Annotated in this window: 14 protein-coding genes; 1 reads left to right on the plus strand and 13 read right to left on the minus strand. The window is 60.7% G+C overall.

The genetic code is table 11. The features are described 5' to 3' along the window. Positions 1-2: 2 nt before the first annotated feature. From PspS34_RS21885 to zwf, 4 genes are all read right to left on the minus strand, one after another. The gene (locus PspS34_RS21885) at positions 3-728 is read right to left on the minus strand and encodes an intradiol ring-cleavage dioxygenase (RefSeq protein WP_154860410.1); all 726 of its coding nucleotides are present in this window, start codon (positions 726-728) and stop codon (positions 3-5) included. A gap of 281 nt (positions 729-1,009) precedes the next feature. Continuing rightward, the gene (locus PspS34_RS21890) at positions 1,010-1,675 is read right to left on the minus strand and encodes a bifunctional 4-hydroxy-2-oxoglutarate aldolase/2-dehydro-3-deoxy-phosphogluconate aldolase (RefSeq protein ID WP_008050561.1); all 666 of its coding nucleotides are present in this window, start codon (positions 1,673-1,675) and stop codon (positions 1,010-1,012) included. Positions 1,676-1,692: 17 nt separating this feature from the next. Continuing rightward, positions 1,693-2,406, minus strand: coding sequence for a 6-phosphogluconolactonase (gene pgl / locus PspS34_RS21895; RefSeq protein WP_102670323.1), 714 nt, complete (start codon positions 2,404-2,406; stop codon positions 1,693-1,695). After that, on the minus strand, positions 2,393-3,862 hold the full coding sequence (gene zwf, locus PspS34_RS21900) for a glucose-6-phosphate dehydrogenase (protein ID WP_057713554.1): 1,470 nt from the start codon (positions 3,860-3,862) through the stop codon (positions 2,393-2,395). Before zwf ends, pgl begins: the two co-directional genes overlap by 14 nt. Before the next feature lie 226 nt (positions 3,863-4,088). Between zwf and PspS34_RS21905 the strand changes: the two genes are divergently transcribed. After that, positions 4,089-4,949, plus strand: a complete 861-nt coding sequence (locus tag PspS34_RS21905) for a MurR/RpiR family transcriptional regulator (protein ID WP_170948639.1) — start codon at positions 4,089-4,091, stop codon at positions 4,947-4,949. 141 nt (positions 4,950-5,090) lie between these two features. On the opposite strand, the gene PspS34_RS21910 is transcribed toward PspS34_RS21905, so the two are convergent. From PspS34_RS21910 to PspS34_RS21950, 9 genes are all read right to left on the minus strand, one after another. After that, on the minus strand, positions 5,091-5,945 hold the full coding sequence (locus PspS34_RS21910) for a D-hexose-6-phosphate mutarotase (RefSeq protein ID WP_154860411.1): 855 nt from the start codon (positions 5,943-5,945) through the stop codon (positions 5,091-5,093). A 237-nt stretch (positions 5,946-6,182) separates the two neighbouring features. Beyond that, positions 6,183-7,529, minus strand: coding sequence for a carbohydrate porin (locus tag PspS34_RS21915; RefSeq protein ID WP_090457408.1), 1,347 nt, complete (start codon positions 7,527-7,529; stop codon positions 6,183-6,185). A gap of 195 nt (positions 7,530-7,724) precedes the next feature. Then, entirely contained in the window at positions 7,725-8,885 is a 1,161-nt protein-coding gene (locus PspS34_RS21920; RefSeq protein WP_057713551.1) for an ABC transporter ATP-binding protein, read from the minus strand. A 3-nt stretch (positions 8,886-8,888) separates the two neighbouring features. Next, positions 8,889-9,734 (minus strand): carbohydrate ABC transporter permease, encoded by an 846-nt coding sequence (locus PspS34_RS21925; protein WP_007974434.1) that lies wholly within the window; start codon positions 9,732-9,734, stop codon positions 8,889-8,891. Further along, the gene (locus PspS34_RS21930; RefSeq protein ID WP_007974433.1) at positions 9,727-10,635 is read right to left on the minus strand and encodes a sugar ABC transporter permease; all 909 of its coding nucleotides are present in this window, start codon (positions 10,633-10,635) and stop codon (positions 9,727-9,729) included. The genes PspS34_RS21925 and PspS34_RS21930 overlap by 8 nt, the downstream gene beginning before the upstream one ends. Before the next feature lie 157 nt (positions 10,636-10,792). Then, positions 10,793-12,091, minus strand: coding sequence for an ABC transporter substrate-binding protein (locus PspS34_RS21935; protein ID WP_057713549.1), 1,299 nt, complete (start codon positions 12,089-12,091; stop codon positions 10,793-10,795). Positions 12,092-12,208: 117 nt separating this feature from the next. Beyond that, positions 12,209-13,468: an AGE family epimerase/isomerase gene (locus tag PspS34_RS21940; protein ID WP_154860413.1), complete on the minus strand. Its 1,260-nt coding sequence runs from the start codon at positions 13,466-13,468 to the stop codon at positions 12,209-12,211. 227 nt (positions 13,469-13,695) lie between these two features. Next, complete coding sequence (locus tag PspS34_RS21945) at positions 13,696-15,165, minus strand: ATP-binding protein (protein ID WP_008050539.1); 1,470 nt, start codon at positions 15,163-15,165, stop codon at positions 13,696-13,698. Next, positions 15,155-15,886: a response regulator transcription factor gene (locus tag PspS34_RS21950; RefSeq protein ID WP_008050538.1), complete on the minus strand. Its 732-nt coding sequence runs from the start codon at positions 15,884-15,886 to the stop codon at positions 15,155-15,157. The genes PspS34_RS21945 and PspS34_RS21950 overlap by 11 nt, the downstream gene beginning before the upstream one ends. Between the last annotated feature and the right edge of the window lie 128 nt (positions 15,887-16,014).

Here is a 16,014-nt window from a genome sequence, read left to right on the forward strand (position 1 = left end):
CCTCAGACGGTGTACTTGTCAAAGTCCTCGGGTTTGATCTGTGTCGACACGGCGAAGGTGTCGATGCCGATGGTCATCTGCCCGAAGTAGCCGTCTTCAGCCGAATCCCGCCCCAGGGTGTGCACACTCAAGGTCGATTTTTCACCGCCCATGGTTGAATAAAAATAGTCCTGGGCGTTGGTCAGTACCGGCACTGTTCGGCCGCTGTACGGTCGGCTACCGAGCACCGAACGAGAGGCCACCTCAGGCAGATAAAGCTGCCCGACCCAGGCGACATGCCGTTCTTGCAGATAGTTGTTGCCGGCCGTGATGCGCACGGCGACGTGAATGTGCAATGCGCGACCGGCGTAAAAACCGGGATAGATCGTGGTGAAGCGCACGACGCCCGACTTGTCGGTGAACTGCCCGCCGCGCAGATAGGTATCGTCATCGGTGCGCGGGACGGCGCCGATATCACCGGTATCGACCTCGACGTCCGGGTTGATCTTGCTCCAGCCCGAATAGGCACCGCGGGCATTGCAGTGCCAGATATCCACCAGCGCATCGGGGACCGGCTCGCCGGTCATGGCATCGACAATGGTCAGCCGCAGCACCAACGGAACGCCTTCGGCGCCTTCGCTGATGTTTCTGCGGATCAGTTTGGGGTTGCGGAAATACGGGCCGGCAATCTGTTCGGGAGACAGCAGGTAGACCGGTGCCGGGGGTGCAGCTGAGGTGGTAGCGTCCATGACGTTCTCTCTTCCATAAGATGAACGCAGGCTAGCACCGGTCGATTTTCGTTATGCGGTAACTATGTATCGCATGATGTCCTTGTCCCTGTGGGAGCGGGCTTGCTCGCGAAGGGGGAGTATCAGTCGACATGATTGTTGCCTGACACGCTGCCTTCGCGAGCAAGCCCGCTCCCACAGGTTTCGAGTCGTACCTGTTTGTTCCGGGCAAAAAAAAACGGTGCACCGACCAAGCGCACCGTAAAGCCGTAGAACACACAACGAGGTGTAGGGTGAAGCGATCAGTCCAGCAGCGCCAAAGCCTCGGCGGTGCATTCCTGAATGCGGGCCCAGTCGCCGTTCTTGATCCACTCCGGATCAAGCATCCAGCTACCGCCCACGCACATGACGTTTTTCAATGCCATGTAGCTCTTGATATTGGCAGGTCCCACGCCGCCGGTCGGGCAGAATTTCACTTCGCCGAACGGGCCGCCCAGAGCCTTGATGGCCGCGACGCCGCCGCTGACTTCGGCCGGGAATAGCTTGAAGCGGCGATAACCCAGGCCGTAGCCTTCCATGATGCCCGAGGCATTGCTGATGCCTGGCAACAGTGGAATCGGGCTGGCGACGCTGGCTTCCAGCAGGTCGCGGGTGATACCCGGCGTGACGATGAATTGCGAGCCGGCCGCTTCCGCCGCCGCCAGCATGTGGCGATCCAGCACGGTGCCGGCACCGGTCACCAGCTCCGGACGCTGCTCACGCAGAATCTGGATGGCCTTGAGGCCGAATTGCGAACGCAGGGTCACTTCCAGGGCCGTCAGGCCACCGGCCGCGAGGGCGTCGGCCAACGGCAGAACGTCCTGCTCGCGGGCAATGGTGATCACCGGCAGAATCCGCGCTTTCGCGCAAATACTGTCGATCAGGGCAACTTTGTCCGCCATGGAAACGGTCGGGGATGGGTTTGTCATAGCGGCTGTTCCTTGGCTCATGGGCACCAGTAAATCTCTAACGTGGGTTGCAGAAACGCGCGCACCGGCATTTCGGCGACATCGTCACCGGCCAGCGCGAAACTCAGGGTGGTCAGCTTGGACTGACCGGAGATCGACAGAATTTTATGTTTGGCCGAAGCCAGCAGCGCGCGGCTCATGGTCAGGCGCTGATGCGGCACGGTCGGCGCCAGCATCGGCCAGCAACGACGAACGCCATCGACCTGTAATGCCTCGGCAAGGTTCGGGCTGTTGGGAAACAGCGATGCGGTGTGGCCGTCATCGCCCATACCGAGGATCAGCACGTCGATCACCGGCAACTCCGACAGCAAGCGGTCGGCCTGCTCGGCCGCCTGTTCCAGGTTGGCGCTGGCGCTGTACAGGCTCAGGAACTGCGCCTTGGCCGCCTGGCCTTGCAGCAGGTAACGCTTGATCAGGCCGGCGTTGCTGTCGGCGTGTTCGACCGGCACCCAGCGCTCGTCGGCCAGGCTGATCACCACGCTCGACCAGTCCAGCGCCTGCTTGGCCAGGTGCTGGAAAAACGCCACCGGGCTGCGGCCACCGGACACCACCAGGGTCGCAGTGCCCTGGGCGTCGATCGCGTCGCTCAGTTGTTTCGCCACGTTCAGTGCCAGGCTTTCAGCCAGCAGCACCGGGCTCTTGTATGCATGGGCGCTGACGCCCTGCGGCAGTTTCAAATCAGATATCGCCATACCACGACCTCCCGTCCCGCGTGATCAGTGCAATGGAGCTCATCGGCCCCCAGGACCCGGCCGCGTACGGCTTGGGCGCATCACCGGATTTTTTCCACCCGGCGATCAACTGGTCACACCACTTCCACGCGGCTTCGATTTCATCTTTACGGACAAACAGGTTCTGATTGCCGCGCATCACTTCCAGCAACAACCGCTCGTAGGCATCGGGAATCCGTGCGCTGCTCCAGGTGTCGGAAAAATTCAGCTGCAACGGACCGCTGCGCAGCTGCATGCCCTTGTCCAGGCCTTGATCTTTGGTCATGACACGCAAGGAAATGCCTTCGTCCGGTTGCAGGCGGATAATCAGCTTGTTGCTGATTTGCAGGCGCTGCTCGGGAGCGAAGATGTAGTGCGACGGTTCCTTGAAGTGGATGACGATCTGCGACAGCTTCTGCGGCATGCGCTTGCCGGTACGCAGGTAGAACGGCACGCCGGCCCAGCGCCAGTTGCGGATGTCGGCACGCAGGGCGACAAAGGTTTCGGTGTCGCTCTGGGTGTTGGAATTGGGTTCTTCCAGGTACCCCGGTACTGCCTTGCCTTCGCTGTAGCCGGCGATGTACTGGCCGCGCACCACTTGAGTGGTCAGGCCTTCCGGGCTGATCGGCGCCAGGGCCTTGAGCACTTTGACCTTCTCGTCGCGGATGCTGTCGGCGGACAGGTCGGCCGGCGGGTCCATGGCGATCAGGCAGAGCAGTTGCAGCAGGTGATTCTGGATCATGTCCCGCAGCTGGCCGGCCTTGTCGAAGTAACCCCAGCGGCCTTCGATACCGACCTTCTCGGCCACGGTGATTTCCACGTGGGAAATGTAATTCTGGTTCCACTGGGTTTCGAACAGGCTGTTGGCGAAACGCAGGGCGATCAGGTTCTGGACGGTCTCTTTACCCAGATAGTGGTCGATGCGGTAGGTGCGGTTCTCCGGGAAGAACTGCGCCACGGCGTCGTTGACCTTGCGCGAGGATTCCAGATCCGAACCGATGGGTTTTTCCAGCACCACACGGGTGTTTTGCGCCAGGCCGACCTTGGCCAGGTTCTCGCAAATCGCGCCATACACGGCGGCAGGGGTCGCAAAGTAGGCGATGACACGCTGCGAACTGCCGGCGGATTCGGCCAGGGCCACATAATCATCGGGGTTGAGGAAGTCGACGTGCAGGTAGTTCAGGCGCGCCAGAAAACGCTCGACCACGGCTTCGTCCAGCTCTTTGGCACCGACATAGCGGCGCAGCTCGGAGGTGATGAACGCCAGGTGTTCCTGCTCGCTGCCCGGCTCACGGGCCAGCGCGATGATCCGCGTATCCTCGTGCAACAGGCCGGCGCCGTCGAGTTGATAGAGGGCAGGAAACAGCTTGCGCAAGGCCAGGTCGCCAAGGGCGCCGAACAAGGCAAAGGTGCACGGTTCAACCGTAATCGAGAGCATGATGTTTGTTCTTTTATCAAGTTAAGCTACAAATACCTTTTTTCAAGGCATCACTCAAGGGAAAATGTAGTAATAACCACAACATTTTCGCAAAATACAGATTCCGAGTGGTGGTCGGTCGGAGCCATCAGTAGGATAGGCCACCGTTACGGGCCTCACCAAAGGCCCTTTTTGCATTAGCCGCGCGCTTGTTGGCGCAGGTGTAAAGGATACTTATATGGACCGCGTGCGAAATTTACTGGAGCAAATCCAGAATCGCCTTGAAGAGCTGAACAAGGCCGAACGCAAAGTCGCCGAGGTGATCCTGCTCAACCCGCAGCAGGCCACCCGCTTCAGCATCGCCGCCCTCGCCCAGGCCGCCTCGGTCAGCGAGCCGACGGTCAACCGTTTCTGCCGTTCGTTCGGCGTCAGCGGCTACCCCGAGCTCAAACTGCAACTGGCCCAGAGCCTGGCCAGTGGCGCCGCCTATGTCAGCCGTGCGGTGGAGGCCGATGACAATCCGGAGGCCTACACCCAGAAGATCTTCGGCAGCGCCATCGCCTCACTGGACAGCGCTTGCCAGGCACTGGACCCGAACCTGATCAGTCGCGCCGTCGACCTGCTGATTCAGGCCCGGCAGATCCACTTCTTCGGCCTCGGCGCCTCGGCACCGGTGGCACTGGATGCGCAGCACAAGTTCTTCCGTTTCAACCTCGCCGTCACGGCCCACGCGGATGTGCTGATGCAGCGCATGATTGCCTCGGTGGCCCATACCGGCGAGCTGTTCGTGATCATTTCCTACACCGGTCGCACCCGCGAACTGGTGGAAGTGGCGCGCATCGCCCGGGAAAACGGCGCCTCGGTGCTTGGCCTGACCGCCGAGAACTCGCCACTGGCCAAGGCCAGCACCCTGAGCCTGAACATTCCGCTGCCGGAAGACACCGACATCTACATGCCGATGACGTCGCGGATCATCCAGCTGACCGTGCTGGACGTACTCGCCACCGGCATGACCTTGCGCCGTGGCGTGGACTTCCAGCCGCATTTGCGCAAGATCAAGGAAAGCTTGAATGCCAGCCGGTATCCGGTGGGAGATGAGTTCAACTGACCGATCCTGAATCTTTACTGCTTGAAAGGACGCCTTCGCGAGCAAGCCTGCTCCCACAGGTGACCAGATTCCTTCAGTTGGAATGTGGTCGAATGTGGGAGCGGGCATGCTCGCGAAGGGGCCAGCAGCAACACCGCAGAATCAAGCCCCCACCCGCGCCTGCAAACTCAAATGCGCCCGCTCCCCTGGTTTCAGGCACAGGCTGTCGGTACCGCCGCTTGCGGCCTCTACGCAAACGAATTCGGATATCTCGTTCCAGGTCACGCCGAGCAACGGACGTGAACCAGGATGCCAAACCACGGTGTCTGCCGTTTCGCCAGTGTCGATGCACAACGCCCGCTGCCAGGCATGGTCGTTCAACTGCAATTCGCCGTCGTGCTGGAACACCCGCTGACACCCGCCATCAACGCGTAACTCGCCTTCCTGCTGACAAACCTGTCGGCTCAACTGATCGTAACCCTGCGCGCCTTCGAGTCCAGACAGCGCTATCTCACTGACATCGCCAATACGCCAGTAAGCGTGCAAAGCCTGGCTCAACTGGCACGGCATGTCGTCCTGATGCTCGGTGCTCAGACGCAGTTCCATGCGCTCACCCAGGTGCGCGTGCAGGTCCACCTGCCAGTCGCACAACTTCAGTTGCCAGTGCAATCGCACGCCATCGTCGTCACTGTTGCTGTCGAGCAGCTTCCAGTCGAGCAACCGCGCCCAGCCATGGGACGGCCAGGCGTTTTCGCTCGGATGCCGGCCATACCACGGCCAACACACCGGCACGCCGCCGCGAATGGCGCCGACCTGCGGCCACTTTGCCGCGCACCACAGCCAGGGTTTCTGGCCCTTGGGCTGGAAGTGCAACAACTGCGCGCCCTGACGACTGAACACCGCCTGACACAGCGGATGATCGATCACCAGCACATCGCGCGTCTGATAGCGCTCCCACGCGAACACCGGTCGTTCGCGCAAGGATTTGAAGAAGCGTTGTAGCGGATGCTCAAGCATGTGCCACGGTCCTGAAAAACATGGGTGTACTCAACATTCTCACAATCCTGTAGAGCGCTTTTTGTGGCGAGGGGGCTTGTCGGAATGCCGCATCACCCCGTTGGGTCGCGAAGCGGCCCCAAAAAGGGACTGCTGCGCAGTCCAACGGGGGCGAGCCCCCTCGCCACACAAAAAAAAACGGACAGCCAGGGCTGTCCGCAAAAATGCGCACATTGAGGAGAGCTTATCGCAACAGCGTTAGAACACCGACTGAATTTTCAGGCCGGCCACCAGCGCGTTGTCGACTTCATCCACACCACCCGGATGAGTGACGTATTGCAGGTTGGGACGTACGGTCAGCCAGTTGGTCACGTGGAAGCCGTAGTTGATCTCGTAGTTGTATTCGGTTTCACGAATGGGCGAGAACAGCGGATTGTCGTATTCCGAAACACCGTTGGCCGCGTTGGTCAGTTCAGCGTTTTTCTTCACGTCATCGTTGACATGGATACGGGCGAAACCGATGCCCACGTCATCCTTCGGACGCGCGTCGAACGGGCCCTTGTACACGAACATCAGCGACTGGTAGTTGTCGATGAAGTTGGTGTCTTTGTCGTGGAACGTTGCGTTGGCCGCGATGTTCAGACCACGGGAAGCATCGCCATTGTGGCTGGTCAGTTGCTGCTGCGCGACGAACCAGTAGCCATGCTTGCTATCGTGGACGCGATAAGGGTTGCCGGTGGTCGCTGCGTTCTGGCCGTTGTCGTCCTTGAGAACGTCGTCGGCATCAGAGGTACTTTTGTAGTAACCGACACGGTATTCACCCGGCAGGTTGTTGACCTTCGGCGACCAGACCAGCTCGACCGGCAGGACGGTGCCATTGGTGCCACTGCCGCTGAGCTTGAAGCCGTTACCGTGCTCCAGTTGCGACGTGTTCTGGTTGTACGCGCCAATCTGAGCGTAGAGCTCGTCATTGATGTTGTACTTCACACGGATCGCCGCCTGGCTGACCGGCCAGTTGTACCAGATGTTGGTGGCCCAGTTACCCACCTGGGATCCGCAGAACGCCAGGTTCTGGAACTCGCACGGGAAGGTGTTGAAGTCTTCACCTTCACCGAAGTAACCGGCCTTGACGTCCAGCTTGTTGTCGAAGAACTGGTGCTGAATCCACAACTGGGTCAGACGGACCATGTGGCCACGACCATAGACTTCCTGGGAGGAACTCAAGGTGCCGGCACGCGGATCGCCGATACGGTCGTTGGAGATGTTCTCACCGTTACGGTTGGTGAGCTGGATCTTGGCTTGGGTGTTATCCCAGCCAAACAGCTTCTCCAGGTCCAGCGCCGCGCCCAGGCCAAACTGGTCGGCGTAGCGCGCGGTCTTGTCATCATTGAAGCCGCCATGGAGGTTGCCGCCGACTTCACCGACGTAGTCCATCTTGATGTCGATGCCTTGCTCGATCAGCTTGGTACGCTCGCCACCCCAATCGCCCGTCATCCACCTGGAGTCGGAGCTGAACGCTTCATCGGCCATCGCATTGCCGGCCAGAACCAGTGCTGCCGCTGCTGAAACCTGGCAGATCAACCGGGCCTTGTTCTTCATCTTCATCCCTACTTCCTCGTTTTATTGTTATTAACTTTTCTTCTTTAACGCGGTTACATCAGTTGCGACGGATAACAATCCATCCGCCACATGTCCCCCCTGTGGGAGCGGGCTTGCTCGCGAAAGCGGTGTATCAGTCGACATAGTTGTTGAATGTCAGTACGCATTCGCGAGCAAGCCCGCTCCCACATTTCTTGTTCTTCAGCGACCTTTGAATTGCGCCACGTTGTCAGCATGCGCCTCGGCTTTCGGCACGCCGGCAACCCCCAAACGCTCCCCGGTCTTGGCATCGAACAGCAGCACTTTCGCCGGATCGAATTGCAGGGTCAGGGTCTCGCCCACGGCCGGCGCCACGTCCGGCGCCAGGCGGCAGCAGACCTTGGTGTCGTTGAGATTGACGAAGACCAGGGTGTCGGGCCCGGTCGGTTCGGTGACCTGGACTTCGGCGCGAATGGTCGGCAACCCGTTTGCTTCGCCGTTGGCCAGAATGATCTGCTCAGGGCGGATGCCGAGGATCACTTCGCGGTCTTCAAGACCGGCATCCTGCATGCCCAGCGGCAATTCGCAACGGGCCTGGCCGCTGTCGAGCAGCGCCAGCAGACGACCGTCCTTGCGCTGCAAGCGCAGCGGGATGAAGTTCATCGGCGGCGAACCGATGAAGCTCGCCACGAACAGGTTGGCCGGGTTGTTGTAGATGTCCTTCGGCGTACCGAACTGCTGGATGATCCCGTCCTTCATCACCGCCACTTTGTCGCCCAGGGTCATGGCTTCGATCTGGTCGTGGGTCACGTAGACCGTGGTGGTTTTCAGGCGTTGGTGCATCAGTTTCATTTCGGTGCGCATCTCGACCCGTAGCTTGGCGTCGAGGTTGGACAACGGTTCGTCGAACAGATAAATCTTCGGTCGCCGCGCCAGGGCACGGCCCATCGCCACGCGCTGTTGCTGGCCGCCGGAGAGTTGGCCGGGCTTGCGGCTGAGCAGGTGTTCGATCTGCAACAGCTTGGAAACCCGAGCGACTTCTTCGTCGATTTCGGCAGTCGGCATTTTGCGGATCTTCAGGCCGAAGGCGATGTTGTCGCGCACGCTCATGGTCGGGTACAGCGCGTAGGACTGGAACACCATGGCGATGTCGCGATCCTTGGGGCTCATGCCGCTGATGTCGGCGTCGTCCACCAGGATCGCGCCACCGCTGATGGTTTCAAGGCCGGCGATGCAGTTCATCAAGGTCGACTTGCCGCAGCCCGACGGGCCGACCAGGATCAGGAACTCACCGTCATCGATTTTCAGTTCGATGTTTTTCAGGGTGTCCGGCAAACCGGGGCCGTAGGTCTTGTTGACGTTGCGTAATTCGAGAGTTGCCATGTTCTACCCCTTGACCGCGCCGGACGTCAGCCCGCGCAGGAAATACTTGCCAGCGAATATGTAGACCAGCAGTGTCGGCAGCCCGGCGATCATCGCGGCGGCCATATCAACGTTGTATTCCTTGGCCCCGGTGCTGGTGTTGACCAGGTTGTTCAGGGCCACGGTAATTGGCTGGGCGTCGCCACTGGCGAACACCACGCCGAACAGGAAGTCATTCCAGATCTGGGTGAACTGCCAGATCAGGCAGACCATCACGATCGGGATCGACATCGGCAGCAGGATCTTCAGGAAGATCGTGAAGAAGCCCGCGCCATCGAGCCGTGCGGCCTTGACCAGCGCATCCGGAATGCTCACGTAGTAGTTGCGGAAGAACAGCGTGGTGAACGCCAGGCCGTAGACCACGTGCACCAGCACCAGGCCAGTGGTGGTGTTGGCCAGGCCGAACTTGCCGAGGGTGAACGAGGCTGGCAGCAGCACTGTCTGGAACGGCAGGAAGCAGCCGAACAGCAACAGGCCGAAGAACAGTTGCGAACCACGGAAGCGCCACATCGACAGCACGTAGCCGTTCATGGCCCCGATGAACGTGGAGATCAGCACCGCCGGCACGGTGATCTTCACCGAGTTCCAGAAGTAGCCGCCGACCACGTCCCAGGCCTTGATCCAGCCAATGCCGTCGATCACGGTCGGCCAGCTCAGCAGGTTGCCGGTACGGATGTCTTCCGGGGATTTGAAGCTGGTCAGCAGCATTACCACCAACGGGATCAAGTACACCGCTGCCGCCAGCAACAGAGTTGCGTAGATCGCGATGCGGCTGAAACTGATACCCGATTTTCCGAGTTGATTAGTCATGGCGTTTGCCTCGCAGCTCGGAGTACAGGTACGGCACGAGGATGGTCAGCACGGCGCCGAGCATCAGCATGGCGCTGGCCGAACCGATGCCCATCTGGCCACGGCTGAAGGTGAAGGAATACATGAACATCGCCGGCAGGTCGGAGGAGTAACCCGGACCGCCCGCAGTCATCGCCGCGACCAGGTCGAAGCTCTTGATGGCGATGTGCGCCAGGATCATGAAGGCACTGAAGAACACCGGGCGCAGGCTCGGCAGGACGATCTTCAGGTAGATGGTCGGCAGGCTCGCGCCATCGACTTGCGCAGCACGGATGATCGATTGATCGACACCGCGCAGGCCGGCGAGGAACATCGCCATGACAAACCCGGAGGCTTGCCACACGGCGGCGATCACCAGGCAGTACACCACGCGATCCTGATCCACCAGCCAGTCGAGACGGAAGCCTTCCCAGCCCCAGTCGCGCAGCATCTTGTCCAGGCCCAGGCCCGGGTTGAGCAGCCATTTCCACGCGGTACCGGTGACGATCATCGACAGCGCCATCGGGTACAGGTAGACGGTGCGGATGAAGCCTTCCTTGCGAATGCGCTGGTCCAGCAGCACCGCGAGGAACACGCCCAGCACCAGGCTGATGCCGATGAACATGCCGCCGAACACCGCGAGGTTCTTGCTCGCGACCCACCAGCGGTCGTTGTCCATCAGGCGCATGTATTGCTGCAGGCCGACCCACTTGTAGCTCGGCATGAAGCTGGAGTTGGTGAAGGACAGAATGAACGTCCAGATGATGTAACCGTAGAAGCCAACCAACACGATCAGCATGCTCGGCGCGAGTACCAACTTGGGTAGCCAGCGTTGCAGCGCATCGAACGGTGAGGCTTTGCTGAAAACCGCCACAGAGCTCATCGGGATAATCCAGGTTTAGAGAAATGAATCGACGCAGTGATCCCTTGTGGGAGCGGGCTTGCTCGCGAAAGCGGTGTGTCAGTCGACATCAATGTTGAATGTCGGTCTGCATTCGCGAGCAAGCCCGCTCCCACATCGGGTCAGGCTGTGTCAGGGATTACTGGGCAGCTTTGACAGCCGAGGCCAGTTGGGCGCTGGCCTTGGCCGGGTCAGCGTCCTTGTCGTTCATGAAGTTGGTGACCACGTCGAAGATCGCGCCCTGCACGGCCAGGGAGGTGGCCATGTTGTGCGCCATGCTCGGTTGCAGGCCGCCGGTCTTGTCGTCCGCGATGAAGTCCTTGGCCGACTTCTGGGCACACTCGTCGAAGCCGAGCTTGTCCATTTCGTTCAGCATGTCGTTACGCACCGGGATCGAACCCTTGTTCATGCTGAAGACTTTCTGGAAGTCGGTACCCAACGCGACCTTGGCCAGGTCTTGCTGGGCAGCGATGTCGCCCTTGCGATCGGCCTTGAGCTTGAACACCGCCATCGAATCGATGTTGTAGGTGAAGGCTTTTTCGGTGCCCGGGAACGCTACGCACTGGTAGTCCTTGCCGGCGATTTTCTTCGCGGCGGTCCACTCGCTTTTCGCCCAGTCGCCCATCATCTGCATGCCGGCCTTGCCACTGATGACGTCGGCGGCGGCGATGTTCCAGTCACGACCGGCACGGTTCGGGTCCATGTAGCCGGTGATTTTTTTCAGCTCGGCGAACGACTTGGTCATCTCCGGGCCGGACAGGGTTTTCTGGTCCAGGTCGACCAGGGCTTTCTTGTAACCGTCGGCGCCCATGACCGAGAGCACCACGTCTTCGAACACGGTGCTGTCCTGCCAAGGCTGACCGCCGTGGGCGAGCGCGATGAAGCCGGCGGCCTTGAGCTTGTCGCCGGCGGCATAGAATTCTTCGAGGGTCGTCGGGGCTTTTTCGATCCCGGCTTTCTTGAACACTTCAGGGTTGATCCACAGCCAGTTGACGCGGTGGATGTTCACCGGCACGGCGACGTAGTCACCTTCGTACTTCACGGTGTCGGAGACTTTCTTCGACAGCAGGCCATCCCAGTTTTCCGCCTTGGAAACGTCTTTCAACGCGTCGGTGCTGAGCAGGCCAGTGCTGCCCCACTCCTGGATGTCCGGGCCTTTGATCTGGGCAACGCCCGGCGGGTTGCCGGCTACGGCGCGACTCTTGAGTACGGTCATGGCCGTGGAACCGCCACCGCCGGCGACCGCGCCGTCCTTCCAGGTGAAGCCGTCTTTTTCGACTTGAGCCTTCAGGACATCGACCGCTGCTTTTTCACCACCGGAAGTCCACCAGTGAACGACTTCAACGGAACCTTTGGATTCGGCGGCCAGGACACTGAGGGGGAGCGCAGACAGGGAAGCGAGAGAAATGACAGTAGCGAGGCGAGAAATCGCATTCATCTAGGAGCACCTTTCTTGTTGTTATGCATGCAAGTCTGTTGCTTGCGCTGCATAAGATTCTAAACAGGGGATATCCCCTCGCAGGTAACGAAGGGATGCGCGAATGTCACCGCATGGTTACATAGAACCGCTCTGGGACGGCTGCGCCAGCGCCGTGGCCATGCTCGGCGCCAGCGCCAGGCGCGGAATCAGCACGGCTTGCCAGGCATGGTAAAGATCAGGCTTGCCGGGCCAGATATCGGCACTCGGGCGGTTTTGCGGGTCGAGTTCGTGATGCCAGCTGCCGCCATCGCGGTCGATGAAATGACTGTCACAGAATTCCCAGAACAGTCGGTACCAGTGTTCGTATTGCTCTTCACCGGTGCGTTTGAGCAGCGCACTGGCGGCGGCACTGGCTTCACAATGGGTCCAGTGCAGGCGATGGCGGACCACCGCTTTGTTGCCCCAATCCAGGGTGTAGACAATGCCCGGCGCGCCATCGACGTCCCAGCCATGGAGGCAATTGTGCTCGAACAGTTTTTGCGCATCGGTGACCAGCCAGCCCGGCGTGAGCATCCCGGCTCTCACCCGCGAAGCTTCGAGGTGCAGCAACAGCCGCGCCCACTCGAAACCATGGCCCGGGGTGGTGCCGTAGGGGCGGAAGCCGTCGGCCGGATTGTCGCGGTTGTAGTCCCGCAGTGGCTGCCAGGCGCGGTCGAAATGCTCGATCACCAGGTAATCGTTGGCGGCGGCGTGGCCATGAATTACGCGCTCGACAATCCGTTGGGCGCGGCTCAGCCAGCGGTTGTCATCGGTGACATCGGCCAGGGCGAGGAAAGCTTCGGTGGCGTGCATATTGCTGTTGGCGCCCCGGTACGCCTCCTCTTCGCTCCAGTCGCGATTGAAAGACTCGCGCATCGCGCCTTCTTCTTCGCTCCAGAAATAAGTGTCGATGATATCGATGGCATCATCGAGCAAGGCTTGGGCACCGGGACGCTGTGCGACCACCGCAGAACTGGCGGCCAGCGCGACGAAGGCATGCAGGTAGGCGTTCTTGCCGGTGTTGCCGTCGCGATGTTCGGCAGTCGCGAACCAGCCGCCATGCAGCGCGTCGCGCAACGGCCCGCGCAGTGCGGCAACGCCGTGATCCACCAGTTCGGCAAAGCCCGGTAAACCCTGAATGTGGGCCAAGGCGAAGCTGTGGGTCATGCGCGCGGTGTTCATGGTCTGGGCTTGCGCATCAGGCGGGAGGCGACCCTTTTCATCGAGGTTGCCAAAGCCTTCAGGCAGTTTCGAAGCCTTGGCGAAGGCCAGCAGGCGCAAGCCTTCGGTGGCGAGCCATTGCTGATGGGCAGGTGCGTTCAGCCAACTGCTGAAGGCCGGTTGGAAGGTGTCCATGGCGTACCTTTTTTGTTGTTATGACTGTGGGGCAGCATAAACAACGGACGAAGGTCGGCTTGTAACGAAGGGGGTGGGTTATGTCACCAACTTGTGACATTCCCTTGGAAGATGTGTTGAATGATCTGACGCCTTCGCGAGCAAGCCCGCTCCCACATTGGTTCTGCGTCGTGAACGAATCAAATGTGGGAGCGGGCTTGCTCGCGAAGAACGATAACGCGGTCTGACTAGTCAACGCTGCGGGGCAACTGCAACGTTACCCGCAACCCGCCTTCACGCAAATTCTGCAAGCTGACCTCACCACCATGGCTATGGGCAATGTTGCGGGCAATCCCCAGCCCCAAGCCGTAACCCTGCTGCTGCCCGGCCAGGCGGAAGTGCGGTTCGAACACCTGCTCCAGGCGCTGCTCCGGCACGCCCGGCCCCTCGTCATCGACATGCAGGATGAACGCGCTTTCGTCGTCATCGATGTGCAGGTGCGCGTTCTGCCCGTACTTCAGCGCATTGTCGATCAGGTTGCCGATGCAGCGCTTGAGCGCCAGCGGTTTGCCCGGGTATGCCGCCAGTGCCCGCCCCTGCTGGGTCACGCGGCCGTTGCCGTTCGGCGCGAGATAGGGTTCCACCAGACAGTCGAGCACATGGTTGAGATCCACCGGCTCGATGTTCTCGTGGATGTCGGTGTCTTTCACGCATTGCAGCGCGCCCTTGACCAGCAACTCCAGCTCGTCCAGATCGCGCCCGAACTTGGCTTGCAGTGTTTCGTCTTCGAGCAATTCAACCCGCAGGCGCAAGCGGGTGATCGGCGTGCGCAGGTCGTGGGAAATGGCGCTGAACAACTGGCTGCGTTCGGTCAGGTAACGGCTGATGCGCTCGCGCATGGTGTTGAAGGCGCGCCCGACCTCGACCACTTCGCTGCCACCGCCCTCGGCCACCGGTTCCACGTCGGCACCCAACGACAGGTCCCGCGCCGCCCGCGCCAGGCGCTTGAGCGGACGACTCTGCCAGTGCACCAGCAGGCCGATGAACAACAGCAAAAAGCTGCTGGTCAGGACGATGAACCACACCTGCTGCGCCGGCAGGCCCTGCTCTTCAAGACTGGTGTAGGGCTCGGGCAACAGCGAGGCGATGTACAGCCATTCCCCCGGTGCCATCTGGATCTGCGTGACCAGCACTGGCGGGTTCACCGGTTCCAGGGTCAGCGCGTAGTGCGCCCAGGAACGTGGCAACTCATCGAGCTTCAGGCCGCCATTGAAGATGCGCAGGTCTTCCGGGCTGACGAAGGTCACCGAGATGTCCGTGTCTTGGCCGAGGGACTGGCGCAGCACTTCGTCAACCGCCTTGAGCACCGCCTCTTTACGCGGGGTGATGGGCAGCACTTCCATGCCCAGGGGTTTGTCGTTGAGCGTCACCACGAACCGGGTGCCGCCCATGCTGCGCAATTGATCGAGCACCAGGGGCCGAAACGCCACCGGCAACGAACGGAAATAACTGACGCTGGCGGTCATTGAATGGGCCAGGCTGCGGGCACTGGTGACCAGGCCCTCGAGCTGCGTGGCGCGCAGTTGCGACACCCAGATCACACTCGACAATGCCTGGGCGAACAACACCGCCAGCAGGGTCAGCAGCAACATCCGCCCGAGCAGCGAACGCGGCATCGGCACCTTGGCGGCGAGCTTGCGCAAAGTCTCAGTGACCATTGCTGGCAACCACGTTGGCCGCCAGTTGGTAGCCGCTGCCACGCACGGTGCGGATCAGCCGTGGCGGTTTTTCCGTGTCGCGCAGGCGCTGGCGCAAACGGCTGACCGCCATGTCGACGATGCGATCCAGGGGCATCAGTTCGCGGCCGCGGGTGGCGTTGCCGATAGTGTCGCGGTCGAGGATTTCCTGTGGATGGTCGAGGAACAGTTTCAGCAGCGCGAAATCGGCGCCCGAGAGAATCACCTCTTCGCCGTCGATGTGAAACAGCCGATGGCTGACCATGTCCAGCCGCCAGTCATCGAAGGCCAGCACCTCACCGCCACTGCGCTCCTGACCGAACTGCGCGCGGCGCAGCAACGCCTTGATCCGTGCCTGCAACTCCCGTGGGCTGAAGGGCTTGCCGAGGTAATCGTCGGCGCCCAGTTCCAGGCCGATGACGCGATCGGCTTCGTCGGAACTGGCGGTGAGCATGATGATCGGCACCTGCGCCTGGCGCGGATGCTGGCGAATCCAGCGGCACAGGCTGAAGCCGTCTTCGTCGGGCAACATCACATCAAGGATCACCAGATCACTCGGCGCCTCGTTCAGCGCCTGGCGAAAACCGGCGCCGTCGGGCGTGGTACGTACCTGGAACCCGGCGCGGGTCAGGTAGGTATCCAGCAACTCGCGTATCTCTTGATCGTCATCGACCAACAAAATCGACTTGTTGACTGAGCTCACGGGCGGCGTCCTTGTTGTTTGAATTGGGCGGATTATGCCTTAAGCACCGAAACTGCAAACACCACAGAAACAACTGTGGGAGCGGGCTTGCTCGCGAAAGCGGTGTGTCAGTCAACGAATGTGTTGAA

It is taken from the genome of Pseudomonas sp. S34, assembly GCF_009866745.1.
GTDB classification, from domain to species: domain Bacteria; phylum Pseudomonadota; class Gammaproteobacteria; order Pseudomonadales; family Pseudomonadaceae; genus Aquipseudomonas; species Aquipseudomonas jessenii.